At 68.0% G+C, this 18,179-nt stretch carries 17 protein-coding genes; 12 read left to right on the top strand and 5 right to left on the bottom strand.

The annotated features are described in order from the left end of the window. Nucleotides 1-289 precede the first annotated feature (289 nt). The 3 genes from ABT061_RS27775 (at nucleotide 290) to ABT061_RS27765 (ending at nucleotide 3,563) form a co-directional block, all read left to right on the top strand. Nucleotides 290-1,141 (top strand): hypothetical protein, encoded by an 852-nt coding sequence (locus ABT061_RS27775; protein WP_350923325.1) that lies wholly within the window; start codon nucleotides 290-292, stop codon nucleotides 1,139-1,141. A 296-nt stretch (nucleotides 1,142-1,437) separates the two neighbouring features. Then, entirely contained in the window at nucleotides 1,438-1,824 is a 387-nt protein-coding gene (locus ABT061_RS27770; protein ID WP_350923323.1) for a hypothetical protein, read from the top strand. A 269-nt stretch (nucleotides 1,825-2,093) separates the two neighbouring features. Then, complete coding sequence (locus ABT061_RS27765) at nucleotides 2,094-3,563, top strand: MDR family MFS transporter (protein ID WP_350923321.1); 1,470 nt, start codon at nucleotides 2,094-2,096, stop codon at nucleotides 3,561-3,563. Between the two features lie 113 nt (nucleotides 3,564-3,676). On the opposite strand, the gene ABT061_RS27760 is transcribed toward ABT061_RS27765, so the two are convergent. From ABT061_RS27760 to ABT061_RS27750, 3 genes are all read right to left on the bottom strand, one after another. Next, a complete protein-coding gene (locus ABT061_RS27760; protein ID WP_343970830.1) occupies nucleotides 3,677-3,985 on the bottom strand; it encodes a MiAMP1 family antimicrobial peptide in 309 nt (102 codons plus the stop codon). A 234-nt stretch (nucleotides 3,986-4,219) separates the two neighbouring features. Next, the gene (locus ABT061_RS27755; protein ID WP_350923318.1) at nucleotides 4,220-5,197 is read right to left on the bottom strand and encodes a phosphotriesterase family protein; all 978 of its coding nucleotides are present in this window, start codon (nucleotides 5,195-5,197) and stop codon (nucleotides 4,220-4,222) included. Nucleotides 5,198-5,291: 94 nt separating this feature from the next. After that, nucleotides 5,292-5,513 (bottom strand): hypothetical protein, encoded by a 222-nt coding sequence (locus ABT061_RS27750; protein WP_350923316.1) that lies wholly within the window; start codon nucleotides 5,511-5,513, stop codon nucleotides 5,292-5,294. A 209-nt stretch (nucleotides 5,514-5,722) separates the two neighbouring features. Between ABT061_RS27750 and ABT061_RS27745 the strand changes: the two genes are divergently transcribed. From ABT061_RS27745 to ABT061_RS27730, 4 genes are all read left to right on the top strand, one after another. Beyond that, a complete protein-coding gene (locus ABT061_RS27745) occupies nucleotides 5,723-6,748 on the top strand; it encodes an aldo/keto reductase (RefSeq protein ID WP_350923313.1) in 1,026 nt (341 codons plus the stop codon). A 250-nt stretch (nucleotides 6,749-6,998) separates the two neighbouring features. Continuing rightward, a complete protein-coding gene (locus tag ABT061_RS27740) occupies nucleotides 6,999-7,616 on the top strand; it encodes a TetR family transcriptional regulator (protein ID WP_350923311.1) in 618 nt (205 codons plus the stop codon). After that, a complete protein-coding gene (locus ABT061_RS27735) occupies nucleotides 7,616-7,816 on the top strand; it encodes a ferredoxin (protein WP_350923309.1) in 201 nt (66 codons plus the stop codon). The genes ABT061_RS27740 and ABT061_RS27735 overlap by 1 nt, the downstream gene beginning before the upstream one ends. 1 nt (nucleotide 7,817) lies before the next feature. Next, on the top strand, nucleotides 7,818-9,107 hold the full coding sequence (locus ABT061_RS27730; RefSeq protein ID WP_350923306.1) for a cytochrome P450: 1,290 nt from the start codon (nucleotides 7,818-7,820) through the stop codon (nucleotides 9,105-9,107). A gap of 25 nt (nucleotides 9,108-9,132) precedes the next feature. Here ABT061_RS27730 and ABT061_RS27725 read toward each other — a convergent pair whose 3' ends face one another. Beyond that, complete coding sequence (locus ABT061_RS27725; protein ID WP_350923305.1) at nucleotides 9,133-10,611, bottom strand: hypothetical protein; 1,479 nt, start codon at nucleotides 10,609-10,611, stop codon at nucleotides 9,133-9,135. A gap of 40 nt (nucleotides 10,612-10,651) precedes the next feature. Here ABT061_RS27725 and ABT061_RS27720 point away from each other — a divergent pair, with 40 nt between their 5' ends. From ABT061_RS27720 to ABT061_RS27700, 5 genes are all read left to right on the top strand, one after another. Beyond that, a complete protein-coding gene (locus ABT061_RS27720; RefSeq protein WP_350923303.1) occupies nucleotides 10,652-11,173 on the top strand; it encodes a hypothetical protein in 522 nt (173 codons plus the stop codon). A gap of 44 nt (nucleotides 11,174-11,217) precedes the next feature. Then, nucleotides 11,218-11,748, top strand: coding sequence for a hypothetical protein (locus ABT061_RS27715; protein WP_350923300.1), 531 nt, complete (start codon nucleotides 11,218-11,220; stop codon nucleotides 11,746-11,748). 21 nt (nucleotides 11,749-11,769) lie between these two features. Beyond that, the gene (locus tag ABT061_RS27710; RefSeq protein ID WP_350923298.1) at nucleotides 11,770-11,940 is read left to right on the top strand and encodes a hypothetical protein; all 171 of its coding nucleotides are present in this window, start codon (nucleotides 11,770-11,772) and stop codon (nucleotides 11,938-11,940) included. A gap of 289 nt (nucleotides 11,941-12,229) precedes the next feature. Continuing rightward, nucleotides 12,230-12,625, top strand: coding sequence for a Het-E N-terminal domain-containing protein (locus ABT061_RS27705; protein ID WP_502991489.1), 396 nt, complete (start codon nucleotides 12,230-12,232; stop codon nucleotides 12,623-12,625). Between the two features lie 78 nt (nucleotides 12,626-12,703). After that, entirely contained in the window at nucleotides 12,704-14,194 is a 1,491-nt protein-coding gene (locus tag ABT061_RS27700; RefSeq protein WP_350923294.1) for a YfdI family membrane protein, read from the top strand. Nucleotides 14,195-14,844: 650 nt separating this feature from the next. On the opposite strand, the gene ABT061_RS27695 is transcribed toward ABT061_RS27700, so the two are convergent. Further along, nucleotides 14,845-18,105, bottom strand: coding sequence for an NB-ARC domain-containing protein (locus ABT061_RS27695; RefSeq protein WP_350923292.1), 3,261 nt, complete (start codon nucleotides 18,103-18,105; stop codon nucleotides 14,845-14,847). Nucleotides 18,106-18,179 lie beyond the last annotated feature (74 nt).

Genomic DNA, 18,179 nt, shown 5'->3' with positions numbered 1-18,179 from the left:
CGGCCAATCCTGGAAACGACCAGTAACAATCAAGTACACGACAGGGGTCAGCTTTCACCTGTCGATAGGGGGTCATGGTTCAGACGACGTCCACAGCCGGTGGCGCTGAGGGGGGGGCCTGCTCACCTCGCCTGCCGTTTCTTCCTGGCGTTCTCACGGGTTTGTCCTGGATCCGCAGATGTTCCCGGAGCATCGGGGCGCATGGTCCGGGCAACGGAAGAGAGTCCTCCGTCTCGGTCATCCTCACGGCGGATGCCGGGAAGCATCGTCTCACAGGACTCTGGGGTGTATGAACGACGATGTCTACCCGGCTAACCATTGGCGTGCCCTGTACGAGAACATCCTCCGTCACGGAGGTGGGAACGCCGGGCTGGTCGATGAGCTGCGACGGTGGCTGGACGGGCATCCGGCGTATGTGGCGGAAGTACAGGAGGCGGGCCGGCCGGAAAGTCACCTGATCCCCCTGGGGGCACCTCCCGAGTGGGGCTACAGCCCGCTGGTACGGCTGTACGCGGTGAGCCGCATCCTCGACCTGCTCATCCTGAACTACCAGGATCCCGCGGACGATCCGGCAGCGGCCCCGGACGAGTGGTACCCGCCGGTCGGCGTCTATCCCGCCTTCTGCGAGGCGCTGGGCGCGGACCGGATCGGCCGACGGGGGTTCCACCCGTTCTTCCACGAGATCGTCGAGGTACGGCAGGCCAGTGACCCCGAAGAGCCGCCCTCGATCGTTGAGGAGCGCTGGCCCGGCTACATGATGGGCTCGATGCTGCTGACGCGGGCCGGGGTGGTCGTCACCGCCGGGGCGAGACATCTGGTCGCGGGGGTCGCCGACCGATCCACCCTGTACTGGACCTTCCGGCGCCGGTCGCGATCCACCAACGACCTCTCGCACGGGTGGGGACACAACTCGCAGTGGGCGACCGACTTCCGCCGCGACTACCTGATCGACGGCCGGTTGCACTACAACGTGGACGAGGTCCTGGATCCGAATGACTACGAGGGGGGAGACGACGAGGAGGACCTCGACCCGGCGTCGATGATCGAGCTTGTCCGGTACCGATGCAGCACCATCGTCGATCACGGCGATGACCAGTACCCCTACAACGATCACCATGTCGAACTGGCCCCCGCGGACTGACCCGACGTAGGCATCCTGGCCCTACCGGAAGGCATGGAACCGATGAAGTGAACCCCGTCCCGGTTGCGTTCACGGAAGGGGTGCGCAGCGGTCCATACGGCAACACCGTCTTACGCGATCTGCGCAGGGCGAGACGCCGCTGACGAGGCATCCGCCCTTCCCTGCGGATCAACGGAAGTCATCCCGCAGGGCCTTTTTCATGTCCGTACGACAATGGGATCTGACGGCCGCCACTGATCGAGTGTCTTGGGTCTGCTCTGTCTGAGAGGCGCCCGCCGCGGAGGAGAGTGAAACACGTGACCGGAATCCGCATCCTCTCGTTCGTAGCTTGGCGAGGAGGCCGCTATGTCGGCCTGGCGGAGGTCCTCGCTTCCCTTGGTGCCTTGATCGAGAGCCATCGCTGGCAATTGATCATCGACTGGCTCGTCTCTCCGGAGACTGAAGCGATCGTCGAGGCCACGGCGAACTCACTGGTGACCACGAGTCATCTCATCGACCTGTTCAGCGGGGATTGTCAGCTCATCGACGGAGAGCTGGTGGGCTACGGCGACAGTCCGTCGGCGCCGGAGGTGAGGATCCGGGCGTTCGACAGCGGCCACTGGGATGTGCGGACGGACAGCTCTGAGCTGCTGGAAAAGATCATCATGCTCTATCCCGACGCGCACGAGCTTCCCGAGTGGTGAATCCGCGAGACTCACCGCGAAAGGCCTCCAGGAGGATCCTGGAAGGCCTTCGTCGAGCGAGCCGGGTGCTCCTCCGCGTGATCTGAAGATCGTCGTCCGCCGGTGAAAACTGGGTGACATTTCGCATCACTTGCCGGAATGCTGGGGACGGGCGATGAGTTTTGTCGGTGGTGTCGGTCAGTCTTTGCATGACCACGACTTCTTGTGAGACCCGAGGCTGAGACACCAGCCGTGACCACGTCATGTCCGACAACCCCGATTGAGGTGCCGTGCCCAGCCCACAGCTCGACTCACCCGCCAAGCCCGCGGCCGCCGTTTCAGGCCGCACCCCGGCCGTGATCCGGCTGCTGGTGCTCGCCACATTCGTGGTCATCCTCAACGAGACGATCATGATCAACGCGATCCCGCGGCTGATGAGCGCGCTGCACATCACCGAGCAGACCGCGCAGTGGCTCTCGACCGCCTTCATGCTGACCATGGCCGCTGTCATCCCGATCACCGGATGGTTCCTGCAGCGGGTGTCCACCCGCAGCGCGTACACCACCGCGATGGGCCTGTTCCTGCTCGGCACGGCGTTGGCCGCCGTCGCGCCGTCGTTCGAGGTGCTGCTGGGCGCCCGCATCATCCAGGCGTCCGGGACGGCTGTGATGATGCCGCTGCTGATGACCACGCTGATGCAGGTGGTGCCCGAGACGGACCGGGGCCGGGTGATGGGCAACGTCTCCCTGGCCATCTCGGTCGCGCCCGCCATGGGCCCGACGGTCTCGGGGGTGATCCTCCAATTCGGGTCCTGGCGGCTGCTGTTCGCCGTGGTGCTCCCCATCGCCGCCGTGATCACCTGGCGCGGCCTGAAGCAGCTCAAGAACGTCGGAGAGCCCCAGTTCAGCACCATCGACTGGTTGAGCGTGGTGACCGCCGCTGCCGGCTTCGGCGGCCTGGTCTACGGGCTCAGCTGGTTCGAGGGTGGTGACGTCGGCGTCGCCGCCGCGATCGTGGCGGCCGGCCTGGTGGCCATCGCCGTCTTCGTCGCCCGCCAGCTGTCGTTGCAGAAGCGCGGCGTGCCGCTGCTGGACCTGCGTACCCTGCGCCACCGCACCTACACGGTCGCACTGATCCTGATGTCGGTGGCCTTCATGGCGATGCTCGGATCGATGATCTTGCTGCCGCTGTACCTTCAGAACATCCGCGAGCTCAGCCCCCTGCAGACCGGACTCCTCGTGATGCCGGGCAGCCTCGCGATGGGGCTGCTCGGTCCGACCGTCGGCCGCCTGTTCGACCGGTTCGGCGGCCGGGTTCTGGTCATCCCCGGCGCGATCGGGATCGCGCTCGCGCTCACCGGCTTCACCCAGGTCACGATGACCATGCCGTTCTGGCAGCTCCTCGGTCTGCACGCGCTGCTGATGGTGGGGCTGGCCGCGACCTTCACCCCGGTATTCACCCTCGGGCTCGGAGCGGTTCCACCGCCGCTCTACTCCCACGCCAGCTCGATCCTGAGCACGCTGCAACAGGTCTCCGCGGCCATCGGCACCGCGCTCGTGATCACCGTGATGAGCGCGCGAGCCGATGCCCTGAGATCCGCGGGAGCCACGGAGGCGCTCGCCAACCTCGACGGCATGCGGCTGGCCTTCATCATCGGCGCGGTGCTGTCCGTGGCCGTGGTCGTCACCGCCCTGCTACTACCCGCCCGAGCGGACAGTGCCGGCGAGATCGAGGGGGCCCGGCCGATGCACCCGGCATGACGAGGGTGGAATGGGACGCTGCAACCTCCGTATCTCGCTGGAGTCTGACGGAGAGGGGCCGGTGCAGGACCTGTCGGCCTCGGTGAGCGCCCGGCCCGTCCGCCTTCCGGGCGTCAGCACACGATGAAGATGCTCTTCCAGCCGACAGGCGTCCGCTGCTCCGCGTTGCGGTTGGACGGCAGCTCGAAGTGCATCACACCCTGCGTGTCGGGCTGGTTGTACATCCGGCCGCTCTGGCCGTCGCCGTACCACTTGTACGACCCGTGGAAGGGGATGTTGGACGGGCCGCACCGGTCGATGACCACCGACCGGCCGGTGAAGCCCGGCCCTTCGTAGGCCACGTACTGTGAGGCGTAGGCGGCGCTTCCCATGACGGCGACCATGGCGGCGGAGATGACGGGGACGAGGGCGATTCGCTTCACGATGATCCTCCCGATGACCTCAATGATCTACTGAGAGTATACATACGGCTACTCTGAGTGAACGAAATATGTCGCACATGGTCTGGGCCGCTCGCCGAAAGCAGAACGCCCCGCGATGTCCGCCACCACCCCACGCTGGGATCGGCGGCCACGCCCGCGGTGGCGGAGCCGCCGATTCCAGCGTGGGGTGCTCGGCTGAACGTGCCGGTGGAGACACACCGCGGTGCCGCGACGCTAGTGCTTGGCTGGGCTGAAGTACCGGCGCGGGTTGTCCACCAGCATCGTGGTCAGTTGCGTCTGGGTGACCCCGGCGCTGAGCAGCGCCGGAAGCACCTGCTCGTGTAGGTGGGTGTAGTGCCAGTTCGGCGCGACCTGCTCGCGCACGCCCGGAGGGAACCAGTCGATGTGGCACGACGCGTCGTGTGACAGGACCATCCGGTCGGCCAGTCCTTGCCGAGCAAGAGCCGCAACGGTCGCCACCCGCTGGTCGGTGGGCAGCAGGACGTCCAGACCGAAGCGGTCCATGCCGATGTAGGAGCCGTTGTCGATGAGCTGGTGCAGGTAGTCCAGGTCGGCTGTGTCGCCGCTGTGCCCGATGACCACCGCGCCGAGGTTCACGCCCTCGCCGCGCAGGATCTCCTGCGCGATCAAGCCGGTGCGGGCGTGCGCACTGGTGTGGACGGTGATCGGCGCGCCGGTGCTGAGGTGCGCCTGCGCCACGGCCCGCATCACCCGCTCCACGCCGGGCGTGAGCTCGTCCTCGATCGCGCACTTGAGGAACGCGGCCCTGATGCCGGTGCCCGCGATGCCCTCGGTGAGCTCTCGGACGAACAACTCGGTCATGCGCTCGGGGCCGCCGAGCAGGGTGCCCGGCCCGTGGTAGCGGAAGTAGTACGGCACGTCCCCCAGTGTGTAAAGGCCGGTCGCGACCACAATGTTGAGGTCCACGTGCTGGTTGACCGACGCGACGCGCCGGACATCCCGACCGAGGCCGATGACGGTCGGATCGACGATCGTGGACACGCCCGTCGCCGCCAGAGCCGTCAGCCGGGCCACGGCGTCGTCGACGCGCCGCTGCTCGTCCCAGCTTTCCGGCATGCTCTGCCGTAGTTCCTCGCTCAGGACGAAGACGTGCTCGTGCATCAGTACAGTGCCCAGATCATCCACGGCCACCGTGCCGCGGACGGTAGGCACCTGCGGGGTCAAGGTCATGAGGCCTCCAAGGAGTGGTAGGTGGGTCTGGCCGAGCCGCCGCGGATGGCAAGGCCGCCAGCGTAGGGCAGGGTGCCCGCGGCCGGCGCCTACTTCAGCCGGTGGAATGGCCCTGTCCTGAGTGGCGACCAGTCCCCAGGCGGGCTCGGTGACGGCCCCGCCGAGCGCGCGGTGGGTGACCCGCACCGTCCTCCAACGACAGGGTCGGGTTCTGCACGACGGTGACGCGGAAGCCGTCGGCGACCAGGAGGTCGTAGACCGGCTGCCGGCCGGATCCATCGACGAATCCTCCGTGGACGAGCACGACGTTTCTCATGGAACATCTCCTCACTGCGATCCACTCTCGGGCGCGACGCCGGCGCTGTCTTTCGGGCCAACGCATGGTTCTTGTGCCCCAACGAAAGGCGGTGTCCCGGGTGCTCGGCGCCCGCGTGGCAGCGCGCCGGCGACCCCGACGCGACCGCCCGGGCCCCGTTCGGGATTCCCCTCGTATCGTTGAGGCATCGTCTATGAGGAGGGCGGGCAATGCGTACCACGACGCTCGGGCCCGAGGGTCCCGTGGTCGGCGTCCTGGGGCTGGGCTGCATGGGCATGAGCTTCAGCTACGACCTGGCGACCCCGCGGGACGAAGCCACGCTGGTCTCGGTGATCCACCAGGCGCTCGATGAGGGCATGACGCTGCTCGACACCGCGGACGTGTACGGGCCGTTCACCAACGAGGAGTTGATCGGTCGGGCGCTGGCGGGCGGTCATCGGGAGCGTGCGGTGCTGGCCACCAAGGTCGGCACCCTCACCCGGGACTCCGAGGGCAACCCCGTTCAGGGCCTGGACGGCCGTCCGGAGCACGTCCGGAGGTCGATCGACGAGAGCCTGAGCCGGCTCGGCACCGATTACGTGGACCTCTATCAGCTGCACCGGGTGGATCCCGAGGTGCCGATCGAGGAGACCTGGGGAGCGCTGGCGGAGACCGTGGCGGCGGGCAAGGCGCGCTACATCGGCCTGTCCGAGGTGACGGTGGAGCAGATCAAGCGGGCGCAGTCGGTGCACCCGGTGACCTCGGTGCAGTCCGAGCTGTCGCTGTGGACCCGGGACTGGATGACCGAGGTACTGCCCTACTGCCAGGAGCAGGACATCGCCTTCCTGCCGTACTCGCCCCTGGGGAAGGGCTTCCTCACCGGGCGGTTCTCCTCGTTCGACGACCTGCCCGAGGAGGATTTCCGGCGGCGACTACCGCGCTTCCAGCAGGAGGCGCTGCGCGCCAACCTGACCATCGCGGGCCGGGTGCGTCAGATCGCCGAGCGCATCGGCGCCACCCCGGCCCAGGTGGCGCTCGCCTGGGTGATGGCCCAGGGGCGGTACGTCGTTCCCATCCCGGGGACCAAGACCTCGAAGTACCTCGCGGAGAACGCCGGAGCGGTGGATGTCGAGCTGAGCCCGGCGGATCTGGCCGAGTTCGACGCCCTGCCCGCGCCGCAGGGCGACCGCTACGGAGCGGCGGACCCGGCTCGCCGGCCGTCGTGGAAGGAGTGGTCGTCCGCCTCTCGCGGGTGATCTCCACGCGGCCCTTCCCCGAGTCGCGACAAGGCCCCAGACCGACGTCATGGTCTTTCCTTGGCATCCCATGCCGCCGGAGGCCTGGTCGTTCGTGGCTCGCTCACTGGGTGGTCAGGTCGAGGTTCCCCCTGTGTGGCTCTGGCGCGGATCCCGGGAACCGGCGTGGGGCGACTCCGCACCGGGCTCTCCGCCGGGGCTGTGGAACAAGGCTCTTGACGAATTAAATGAATGCTCTTTTACTTCCTGTGTGGGGCGCATCGCAGGTGTCACCGCCGCCGAGACCCGGGAGCGGTTGCTGGACGCGGCGGCGGAGGTCTTCGCCAAGCGTGGGTACGACGGCACGCGGGTGGCCGACATCGCCGCGGCCGCGGGGGTGAGCAACGGCGCGCTGTACGCGCACTTCGGCTCGAAGGCCGAGTTGCTCGTGACCGCGCTGCGCGCGCACGGGCCACAGTTGCTCGCCAACCTGTTCGCCGCCGACCCCGACCGGTCGATCACGGATCTGCTGCTCGTCATCGGCCGCTGGCTGCCCCGTCGGCGAGATGCCCGCGGCGCCCTCATCGTCGAGGCGCTGGTCGCCGCCCGTCGTGACGAGGACGTCGCCCGGCCGATGCGTGACTACGTCGCTGAACGTTCCGACTGGCTCGCGGAGCTGGTGCGCGTCGCTCAGAACGACGGCGAGCTCGACCCCGCGCTGTCGCCGAACGCGCTCGCCCACTTCTGCCTGCTGCTCGCGATGGGCAGCGCGCTCGTCCCACCCGGCCTGCACGGGGTCGACGACGCGGAGTGGACGGCACTGCTCACCCGGGTTGTGGCGGCCCTCGCCCCTGCTGACGACACCACCGCACAGAGCGGAGCACCGTAGTGAGAGTCCAGATAAATTCTGAAAAATGCCAGGGACATGGCCGCTGCTACGACCTCGCCCCCACCCTGTTCACCGAGGACGAGGAGGGCTACGGGCAGGTCATCGCGGACGGCGTCGTGCCGCCGGGAGATGAGCACGTGGCCCACCTGGCCGTGTCCAACTGCCCCGAACGAGCGATCGACATCGTGCAGGAGGCGTGACATGACCGGAGACGACCGCTTCACCCGAGACTTCCGGGAATCGCGGGCAGACCAGCCTCTCGGCACCCGCAACGAGATCATCACCGGCCCGGTCTCGGACTGGGCGACCGACTTCTCCCACCTGGAACCCGAGTGGGCCGCCGACCCGTACCCCATCCAGGACGACCTGCGGCAGCGCTGCCCGATCGCGCACACCGACCGGTTCGGCGGCGGCTGGCTGCCCACCCGCTACGAGGACGTCGCCGCGATCGCCTACGACACCGAGCACTTCTCCTCACGGTCGATCATCATGAGCAACTTCCGGCCGTCTCGGGAGGTGGCGCCGGTGGGTGGCACGCCGCCGATCTCCTCCGATCCGCCGTTCCATCACGACGCGCGCAGGCTGCTGCTCCCGGCGTTCACCAAGAGCGCGGTCGCCAGGCGGGAGCAGGCGACGAGAGCGCTGTGCCACTCGCTCATCGACGCGTTCGAGGGGCAGCCCACCGTCGACGCCGCCCGTGACTACGCTCAGTACATCCCGATGCGGGTCATCGCCGACATGCTCGGTTTTCCACCCGAGGACGGGCCGCAGTTCCGCGAGTTCGTGGAGAACACGCTCGAAGGCATCAACCTGCCGCCAGAGGAGCGCATGGCGCGGATGGGGAGTCTGTTCGACTACCTGCTCGCGCAGGTCCGCGACCACATCGACGACCCGCGTGACGACCTGACGACCTACCTCGTCAACGCCGAGCTGTACGGCCGCAAACTCGACCCGTCGCACGTGGCCGGCACGATGGCCCTGCTGCTCATCGCGGGCATCGACACGACCTGGAGCGCGATCGGCGCGTCGCTGTGGCATCTCGCGAAGACCCCGGCCGACCGTGAGCGCCTGGTCGACGAGCCCGCGCTGCTGCCGACCGCGATGGAGGAGTTCCTCCGGGTCTACGCGCCGGTCACGATGGCCCGGCTGGTCAAGGAGGACACGCACTGGAACGGCGTCGACATGAAGGCGGACGATTGGATCCTGCTGTCGTTCCCGGCGGCCAACCGGGACCCGGCGCAGTTCGAACGGGCGGGCGAGGTCGTCATCGATCGCGAGGTCAACCGGCACGTCGCGTTCGGCCTCGGTATCCACCGCTGCGTGGGTTCGCACCTCGCGCGGATGGAACTGCGGGTCGCCCTGGAGGTCTGGCTTGAGCGGATCCCGAACTTCAGCCTCCACGACCCGGCGGCCGTGACCTGGTCCACCGGCCAGGTCCGCGGCCCTCGAACCCTCCCGCTCGACATCGACCGGGTCCGGCCTCCGGGGTGAATCGTCCGTGCGGGATCGGAGCGGTTCAGTCGCGTCTCCAGAGCTTTCCTGTCGCCAGATTGAGGTAGTAGACGCGTTCGCTCAGGGCGCTGCGGACCAGGAAAAGGCCTTGTTCGGACCAGCCGAGGCCAACGTCAAGGAAATCGTCGCCGGGGAACGTGGGAGTGACGCTGGACAAACGCCTGCCGGTTTTCGGGTCGAAGGTTTCGACGCGACTCCCGAAGTGCCGGATGACCACAAGGCGTTTTCCGTCCGGCCGGAGGTGGTACGTGTCCTCGCGGGTGTTCTTCCTGGTCTTTCTGAGGGGAAGGCTCATTCGCGTCTTTCCCCGGTGGTCGAGCACGAGTACTCGAGAGGCCGTCGTGACCACGACCCCGCTCCTGTTGAGGGCGTGGACGCGTTGAGCACCGGGGATCGACACCGTGGTCCAGGTCTTGGTGTCGGTGATCCGGGTGCCACCCTTGGTCAGGGCGACATACCTGCTCTGACCGAGGAATGCGGGTGTGGGCACTTCGGCGTCGGCCAGGTTGCCGGTGAGGTGGTGAATGCCCTTGGCGTCCTGGTAGGCCATGCGGCGGTCGTCTCTGCCCAAATAGACGACGGCCTTTTTATCGGGACTGCGGGTGAACGGCGCCTGCCGGGGTGCCTTGCCTTTTCTGACGGTGTAAGGCGCGGCCTGCGGGAACGGTTGTCCGTTCACCAGCCAATACCGGCAGGGATCGTCCATCTGATCGATCCATGGACAGGTGGGCGCCGCATATTCGTCCACCTTCGTGAACATGGCCGTGTCCTTCGGGAACGACCTGGGCATCGAGTGTTCGGGCAGCTCGCGCTGTGCCGGCTGCCCGGGAGTGAGCATCGCGCCTGCCAGTACGACTGCGGTTCCCGCGAGGTAGAGGTTCCGCGTTGACCATCGGCGAATGGCCAGACCGGCCTGGGTCGTGTCGTCGGGGGCTTCGGTTGTCGGCCCGGTGCGCAGATTCCGGGCGGCAAACGGTACGGCCGCCGTCACGATGATCATGATGGTGGCGTGGGTCAGACGTGCCGGAGTGGCGCCGTGGTCCGTCAGCAGATAACCGCCTGCCACCACGGCACCGCCGACACCGAGCAGCCACGCCCTTCGGTAGATCTTCACGTCGTGGCCCTCCGCGTCACTGTGATCGCGGAGCGTTGGGGTCGGTGGTCGTACGTGAAGGAAGATGGAGACGGCACACCAGCCCAGGACCAGGTAGAACGGATCGTCGGTGAAACACGCCAGGGGAGCGGCGAAGACGAGTGCGATCAGACGCCACCGGCGCAGGCCGGCGAAGTGGTCGATGACCTGACGGGCGTTGGCCGCTGTGACGGAAAGGTCAAGGAGCGCGGTAAACCTGGTGAGTCGCTCCTGTGTGACTGGCATGGCCGCCACCAGCACGACGATTACGGCGGCTACCCAGGAGATCATTGGGGGTATCGTCACGAGATGCCACCATATATGGTTTTGAATCGTGGATTCAGGTGACATATGGCAGCGATTTGGCGTTGCTACATGGCGCTCTCAGCGTGTGCGGTCGTTGGTCTCGGCAACGGTATTCGGCTTCCTGTCACTTGTGCTCATTGTGACGGGCATATGGTGGTCGGGGGTGCCGACTCCGCATATCCGGTGGGGCATCGACGATTTCTTCCTCTCCCCCGAGGTGGACAAGAACGGCGTCCTGTACGCCAGCCTGAATATCGAGCTTGAAAACGAAGGGGTGGCCTTCACCCTCACCGGTATCTCGGCAGAAATGCCGGGCCTCCGCCTGCTACCCGCTGACGAGACGAAAAAGGAACGCTCCGTGGTCACCGTGAAGGGTGGTGGCTTCGAAACCCTGACGAGGCGCGTTGTCATCACCGACTGCGCGGCGGTGCCACACGAGCCCCAGCCGGTCAGGTTCACGTACAGAACCTGGATGGGTTCAGGGGCGGCGGAGGTGACGTGGGACTCATGGCAACTGACAGGACCCGCGGAGCGTCTCCAGGTCGCCTGGCAGCGAGGTCTCGCAGGCAAGGTCTGCAATGAGGTGTTGAGTACAAAATGGTTCTGAGGGCCGGCTCATCCGCGGACGACAAGCCTGAAAGGCCAGGGCAGATGCGTCCGGTCGCCAAGATCGCCACCGGTTTCGTCTTCGTCTTCGGCGCCTTCCGCTTCAACGGTTTCGACCTGCTGTTCGACCCTTTCGGCTGGGGCCTGTGCGTGTCCGGGCTGTTCCGGTTGGAGCGATCCGCCGACGATCCCTTCGGCCGGGCCAGGCTGGCCGCTGTCGCCATGGCCTGCACCTCGCTTGTCGCCACGATCGTGTCCGTCGCGGATTCGAGCCGTACCTTGTCGAGTTCCTCCCTGGGGGAGGTGGTCGGCATCGCCAACGCGGCAGGCGCTTTGATCACTGTCTGGCTGATCACCGACGCCATCATCAGACAGATCCGTCCTCGCGGGGCCATCTCCCCGGCCGCTTTGCTCGACGTACTGCGCTGGGCCGTGGTCGGCCTGGGAGTGCTCGGTGCGTTAGTCCAGCACGGCTATGCCGACCTGGGGCTTTTCGTGTTGGTCGCCTGGTTCGCGGCCATCGTGGCCTTGATCGTCGTGCTCTATCGCTCGGCCCACCTGCCGTACCTCTCCTAGGCACTCGGCACCCACCGCTGCGTGGGTTCGCACCTCGCGCGGATGGAACCGCGGGTCGCCCTGGAGGTCTGGCTTGAGCGGATCCCGAACTTCAGCCTCCACGACCCGGCGGCTGTGACCTGGTCCACCGGCCAGGTCCGCGGGCCACGAGCGCTTCAGCTCCGCATCGGCCAGGAGCCGTCCCCGGTGTGAGTCATCTGGCGCCTCGCATCGAGGCCGGTCTCCGGGCGGGTCCAAGCAGGTGGCCGCAGCCCAGTGAGCGCCGGTTTGCCGATGCTCCTGGCGCGGTCGAGGCGCCGACCTGCGTGTTCCGTGCGATTCTGGCCCCTGCTGCGGCGACGCCTCCGACAGGCTTGGCTCCGTTGCGAGCCTTCCCGATCGGAGACCGGTCTGGAGCGCACCTCCTCTGTCACCGGAAGCTCAAGGGGGACAGGTGGCGAACGCTCTTGCGGGGGCAGACGCGGGCTGAGACGCTGAGGCCGTGGATCCTGTATCGCTTATCGTGGCGGCACTGACGGCGGGTGCGGTGGCAGGTGCTCAAGGCACGATGACGAGCATGGTGACCGACGCGTACGCGGGCCTGAAGGCACTGGTGCTGCGTCGCTTCAACGGTCAGCCTGCGGGTGAGACGGCCCTGGAGAGGCTCCAGGACAATCCGGAGGCCTGGCGGCCGGCGTTGACGGCGGAACTGGAGCGGGTAGCGGCCGGTGGCGACGCCGACCTGGTGCGGGCGGCACAGCGGCTGATGGAGATGCTGGACGCGGAAGGCACCTCGGCGGGCAAATACCAGGTAGATGCCCGGGGCGCCCAGGGTGTGCAGATCGGCGATCACAGTACACAGAGCAACGTCTTCAACGCGGCCCCGCCCTCCCCCTGATCCGGTCGCCGAGACATGCACATCCGGGGGGTCGTACGCGCCGCCGTCTCGGTGGCGGCCGCCGGGGGGTGTGTGTGCGTGATCCTCCACGTCACAGGAATTCTCTCCGGCCGACCGGTCGGCGCGGGCGACAACACCGACGGGATCAGGCTTTACCGCGGTGCGGGGCTCATTCCCGACACGGCCGACCAGCGCTCCGACTGGAAGAACGGGGTCGTCGTCCATTTCACCCGTGGTGCCCCCGGTCCCGACCCCATTCCGTCGGCGGCGCTGCAGGTCCTCAAGGTCGCCGCGCTCGGCCGCTCGGAACGCTGGTCGCTGACCCGGCTCGGATGGACCTACGCCCTGCTCACCGGCGCGGTGACCGGGGTGGCAGCCTGGGCCCTGTCCGCTGACGGAGCAGCCCGGCCCCTGATCCTGCTCCCGATACTGGCACCACTGGCAGACCGCGACTTCGCACGGTTCTTCGTCTCCACCTACTCCGAGCCGGCCGGGCTGCTGGCCGTCGCCGGCCTGCTTTCCGGGACTGCGATCCTGGCCGTCAGCCGGCCCGCTCAGCGCGTCGAGCGTGTGCTGGGGCTGGTTCTGACAGGCGGAGGCGGATTACTGGCCGTCACCACCAAGAACGCTTACGGGCCGCTGCTGCCGCTCGCCGCGGCGGTATGCGCGGCAAGCGGGCGGATCACCGGCCCCGCCGTCGCCGCGGTGATCCTGGGGGCCGCCGTCGGGCCGGTCGTGAAAGCGCAGCGCTGGCAGTCCCGGGTGTACCACGGGGTCAACGCGCACAACCTGATATTCACGATGCTGTTCCCCGAACTCGGTCCTGGTGCGGTCGTCGCCCTGGGTCTGCCGCCGGAGGCCGCCGCATACTCCGGTCACGGCAGCTCCGACGAGGAGGGCGTTCCCGTTGACCCCGATGCCATTCCCGGCTGGCAGGCTCTCATCGGCGATGACCCTGGTCGCGCTCGTAACGCCGCCTATCGCTACCTCACCCGGCACCCGGCGGCGCTGGCCCGCGCGGTCGGCGTCGCCATGCAGGCCACCCAGGGCCGGGAGATCGACTACCTGCGTGACGACCCACTCCCCGCCGGTGCGGACATCCCCAAGAAAGTCACCCCCACCGGATCGATGGGCCATGACGGCGATGCTCTGCGTGCCTGGCTGGACGGCATGCCTGCCCCGTGGTACCCGTCACTGCTCGCCGCGCTGGGGATCGCCATCGGATCGGCGTCACTCCTGGGACGGTCACAGGGCGACCCCGTCCATGTGCTGATCCGCGTCGCCGGAGTCGGCGCGGTCGGCGCCGTGGGGGTCGCCGCGCTCGCGGTGGTCGGCGACGGGTACTACGAGATCGCCAAGCACGTATGGCTCTCCGCCTACCTGCTCGACGTCACCGGTACCGCGCTTCTCGGGGCGGCGGCGGCGGCCGTGGTCAGCGGGGCATGGCGAATTCCGCTATCCGAGGGTCCGGGCGCCATCCGGTCGCGGCGTGCCGTAGCTGCCACGTCTCGGACCAGGCCCCGGTTACCTGGCGTACGGACGCCTCCTCCGCGTCCTTCCGTATTGTGATCTCACCCCAGGGGACGAGACCGCAGAACCGGTTTCCGGCGGCGATGTCCGAAGCGCTGAACCGTACCGGCCCGGTCCGCGCGCCGATGTAGGTTCCGAGATGCAGATAGGTCAGGTCGAGCCAGCGGCCCGCTCCCAGCCAACTGCCGCTGCTCAGCATGCTTCGCACGCCGAACCCCGGTGTCCCGTCACGCTTGCGCACCGTGAACTCGTTCAGATGGGGGCCGGTCCGCTCGACGTGCCGAGACAGCGGCCGGTAGTCGTGGACAACGCCGTCAGGCACCAGTTTCCACTCCTCTTGCCGGTCGCCGGTGACGAACAGCCGCCTCGGCACTTCGGAAGGGGGAGACGGGACGTCGAACCGCAGTCGCAGGAATGGTTCGTCCCGTTCACTGTTGCCGACGAGGCCCGCCGCATGCGCGATCAGGGTGCCGCCGTCGGGTGCGGTGAGAAACGCCTCGCCGAAATGCCGGTAGGGCCCCGACGGCCCGACTCCCTCCGCGTACCAGACGAAAGCGACGCCTTCCAGTTCGGGGCAGTGGACCAGGTTGGCGAACTTGACGCAGCGGACACCCACGAAAGAGCCGTCGACGGGGGAGAAGGCTCGGTAACAGCTCACATGCGGGCCGGACTCGAACATGACCTCTCCGTCAGGTCGTGGCGTCCCTGACGCCGTGGGGCAGATAGCGGAACAGGTAGACGCCGGTCTCGCCCACGGCGCACAGAAACGGCTGGTCGGGGTGCCAGGCGAGGTGCAGCAACGGGGTGACGACGCGCAGCCCGCACCAAGGTCTGTCGCTGCCCGGATGCCACATCCGGAGCCGGCGCTCGCCGATGTCGGTGGTGACGAGGGTGCCATCGGGTGAGAAGGCGCAGTCCGTGACACCGCTGGTATGCCGTGCCAGGGTCTGGCGCAACCGGCCGGAGGCGACGTCCCAGACCTTGCTGGTCCGGTCGTGGCTCGCGGTGGCGAGGAGGGTGCCGTCGGGCGAGAAGGCACAGGCGCTGACCAGGTTGGTGTGCCCGGTCAGGACAGTGCGGGTCGTGCCGGTGGAGGTATCCCAGAGGCGGATCGTGTGGTCGTGGCTCGCGGTGGCGAGGAGGGTGCCGTCGGGTGAGAAGGTGCAGGCGGAGACCGCCCCGGTATGACCGGTGAGGGTTCGCGGTGGTCGTCCCGTGGCCATGTCCCAGAGCCGGACCGTGTCGTCGTGGGAGGCCGAGGCGAGGAGGGTGCCGTCGGGTGAGAAGTCGCAGTCGGCGACCGCCTCGGTGTGCCCGGTCAGGACAGTGCGGGTCGTGCCGGTGAAGGTGTCCCAGAGGCGGATCGTGTGGTCGTGGCTCGCGGTGGCGAGGAGCGTGCCGTCCGGAGAGAACGCGCACCCGCTGACGGTGTCGGTGTGACCCTCGAACGTCTGCCGTAGGTCACCGGTGAGGACGTCCCAGACCCATACGGTCCGGTCGTGTCCCGCGGTGGCGACGACTGTGCCGTCCGGAGAGAACGCGCAGGTGTACTGCCATCTCAACGAGTGCTCCGACCGCTCGGAGCCGGCCCCGGTCTGCCAGAACTGGAGCTTCCAGTCGTGGCTTGTGGTGGCGAGGAGGGTGCCGTCCGGTGAGAACGCGCAGGATGTGACCGATTCGGAGTGGCCGGTGAGTGCCTCCTGCTCCTCGCCTGTGGCGACGTCCCACACGCGTGCCGTCAGATCATGACCTGCGGTCGCGAGTTGGGTGCCGTCCGGTGAGAAGGCGCAGGTCAGAACCGGGGCCGTATGACCGGTCAGGACCCTGACCCGCCTGGTTGTCATCAGGTCCCACAGGCGGATCGTGTTGTCGTGGCTTGTGGTGGCGAGGAGGGTGCCGTCCGGTGAGAACGCGCAGGATGTGACCGGCTCGGAGTGGCCGGTGAGTGCCTCCTGCTCCTCGCCTGTGGCGACGTCCCACACGCGTGCCGTCAGATCATGACCTGCGGTCGCGAGTTGGGTGCCGTCCGGTGAGAAGGCGCAGGTCAGAACCGGGGCCGTATGACCGGTCAGGACCCTGACCCGCCTGGTTGTCATCAGGTCCCACAGGCGGATCGTGTTGTCGTGGCTTGTGGTGGCGAGGAGGGTGCCGTCCGGTGAGAACGCGCAGGATGTGACCGGCTCGGAGTGGCCGGTGAGCACTTCCCTCCCCTTGCCCGTGGCGACGTCCCACACGCGCGCCGTCAGATCATGACCCGCGGTCGCCAGGAGTGTGCCGTCCGGTGAGAAGGCACACGCCGACACCGCCCCCGCGTGCCCGCTCAGGATCTTGACAGTTCTGCCTGTCGTCGTGTCCCACACGCGGGCCGTCCGGTCGTGGCTCGCGGTCGCGACGAACGCGCCGTCCGGTGAGAACGCGCAGTGGCTCACCCCGTTTCCGTGACCGGTGAGCGTGCGGAGGATCACCAGGCCCGGTTGATCCGGTAGCGGCCAGGCGGGCACCAGTTGAGGGGAGGAAAGGTGGTGGCGGTAGGCGGCCACCACAGGCTCCAGCGCCGGAACACCGCTGAGATAGCAGTAGAGCGTGGCGTCCAGGGCCGTCGGCGGGTCACCGGGCGTGAGCAGTTCGGTCATGGAGCCGAGCGCGCGCCGGAGGGACTGGGCTGTGCCGGTGGGCACCTCGGCCAGATCGATCTCGACAGGCACCGATGACCCGAGGTTCGCGATCTTCGCCGCTACCCACCGGAGATCGCACACCAGGGCTTCGTGCTCCTCCCTCCGTCCGGAGCACGCCAGATGGTGGGGCAGATGGTGCCAGAGGTACAGGGCGTCAGAGGGCAACGACCACCAGGGCGACTCGGGTTCCGGCGTCGGCAGCAGCCCGGCGGCCGCCTGGACCGTCAACTCGTGGCGGAAGGCGAGTTCCTCGTCCGTCAGCCGGTGCCGGAGGTAGGTGCCCAGGATGTCGTGCAGCCGTACCGCGGGAGTGTCGCCCTCCCAGCCCGGCAGGACGAGTCGTAGCCGGACGAGCCTCGCGCGGAGCTTCTCGGCCTCGGATGCCGCCAGGTCGCCGGAGGTACGCCACAGGCGGGACAGTAGCTCGGCCGGGAGGTGAGTGTCCTCGGGAACGACCGCCAGATCGAGGTAGCGTTCCCGCTCGTGTGGTGTGAGCAGGGCAAGGCTGGCGTCCATCGTCGCCTTGACCGCGTGACTTCGGCCGTCCTCGTCGCCCAGGTCCGTATCGAAAGCGGCGGGGCCGCCGGTCTCCAGCCGTCTCAGCACCCACCGCACTGCCTGCGGTACGCCCGCCCCCGCGGCGATCTGGTCGGTAAGGGCGGCGTTCACGAGGCTCAGCAGCAGCGGCCAGCGGCCGGTCGCGGCGACGAGCCGGGCGAGCAGGTCTCGGGGCACCTCGCCCACCCCGTCGGTCAGCGTGGCGATCGCCTGTTCGGTCGTCATCTCGTCCACGAGGACCGAAACTCCTCTCCGGGGTGCGACGCGTGCGTTGCGGGTGGTGATCAGACGTCGGCAGGACCGGCCGCCGATCATCAACGGCGCGAGCTGTTCTGGCCGCCACACGTCGTCGACCACGAGGAGGATCGGGCCGCGGGCATCCAGGAGCTCGCCGAGCCGGCCGCCCGCTGCCTGGGGGTCGGTGGTCTTGACGACGTCTCCCGACAGCACCTCGCACAACCCACTGATCAACTCTGCCAGCCGCGCGCCGTGGCTGCGCTCGCCCACCGTGACCCAGAGCAGTCCCCCGGTGAAATGCTCGGCCACTCGGGGGTCGTGGCAGAGCAACACGGCCAGCGTGGTCTTGCCGAACCCGCCCGCACCCTCGATCGCGGTGGTCAGCGTCGTCGGTCCCGCGTCGTCCCTGGTCACGCCGTCGAACAGGGCGTCATAGAGATCAGGCCGCGCGACGACGGGGCCGGTCGGCGTCGGCGACATCCACGGCCGGAGGATTTCCGGGCGCGGCGCGAAGACATTGACCTGAACGCCGCCGTCGCCTATTTGCACGCCCT

Source organism: Streptosporangium sp. NPDC002544 (genome assembly GCF_040295965.1).
Taxonomy (GTDB): Bacteria; Actinomycetota; Actinomycetes; order Streptosporangiales; family Streptosporangiaceae; genus Streptosporangium.
The sequence above is the reverse complement of the archived record's forward strand: the minus strand, read 5'-3'. Positions and strand labels throughout refer to the sequence as shown.

Coding starts and splice junctions, on each gene's coding strand:
- ABT061_RS27775 (WP_350923325.1), top strand. CDS start 290: ATGAACGACGATGTCTACCCGGCTAACCATTGGCGTGCCCTGTACGAG.
- ABT061_RS27755 (WP_350923318.1), bottom strand. CDS start 5,197: ATGACCTTGACCCCGCAGGTGCCTACCGTCCGCGGCACGGTGGCCGTG.
- ABT061_RS27750 (WP_350923316.1), bottom strand. CDS start 5,513: ATGAGAAACGTCGTGCTCGTCCACGGAGGATTCGTCGATGGATCCGGC.
- ABT061_RS27745 (WP_350923313.1), top strand. CDS start 5,723: ATGCGTACCACGACGCTCGGGCCCGAGGGTCCCGTGGTCGGCGTCCTG.
- ABT061_RS27730 (WP_350923306.1), top strand. CDS start 7,818: ATGACCGGAGACGACCGCTTCACCCGAGACTTCCGGGAATCGCGGGCA.
- ABT061_RS27725 (WP_350923305.1), bottom strand. CDS start 10,611: ATGTCACCTGAATCCACGATTCAAAACCATATATGGTGGCATCTCGTG.
- ABT061_RS27715 (WP_350923300.1), top strand. CDS start 11,218: ATGCGTCCGGTCGCCAAGATCGCCACCGGTTTCGTCTTCGTCTTCGGC.
- ABT061_RS27695 (WP_350923292.1), bottom strand. CDS start 18,105: ATGTCGCCGACGCCGACCGGCCCCGTCGTCGCGCGGCCTGATCTCTAT.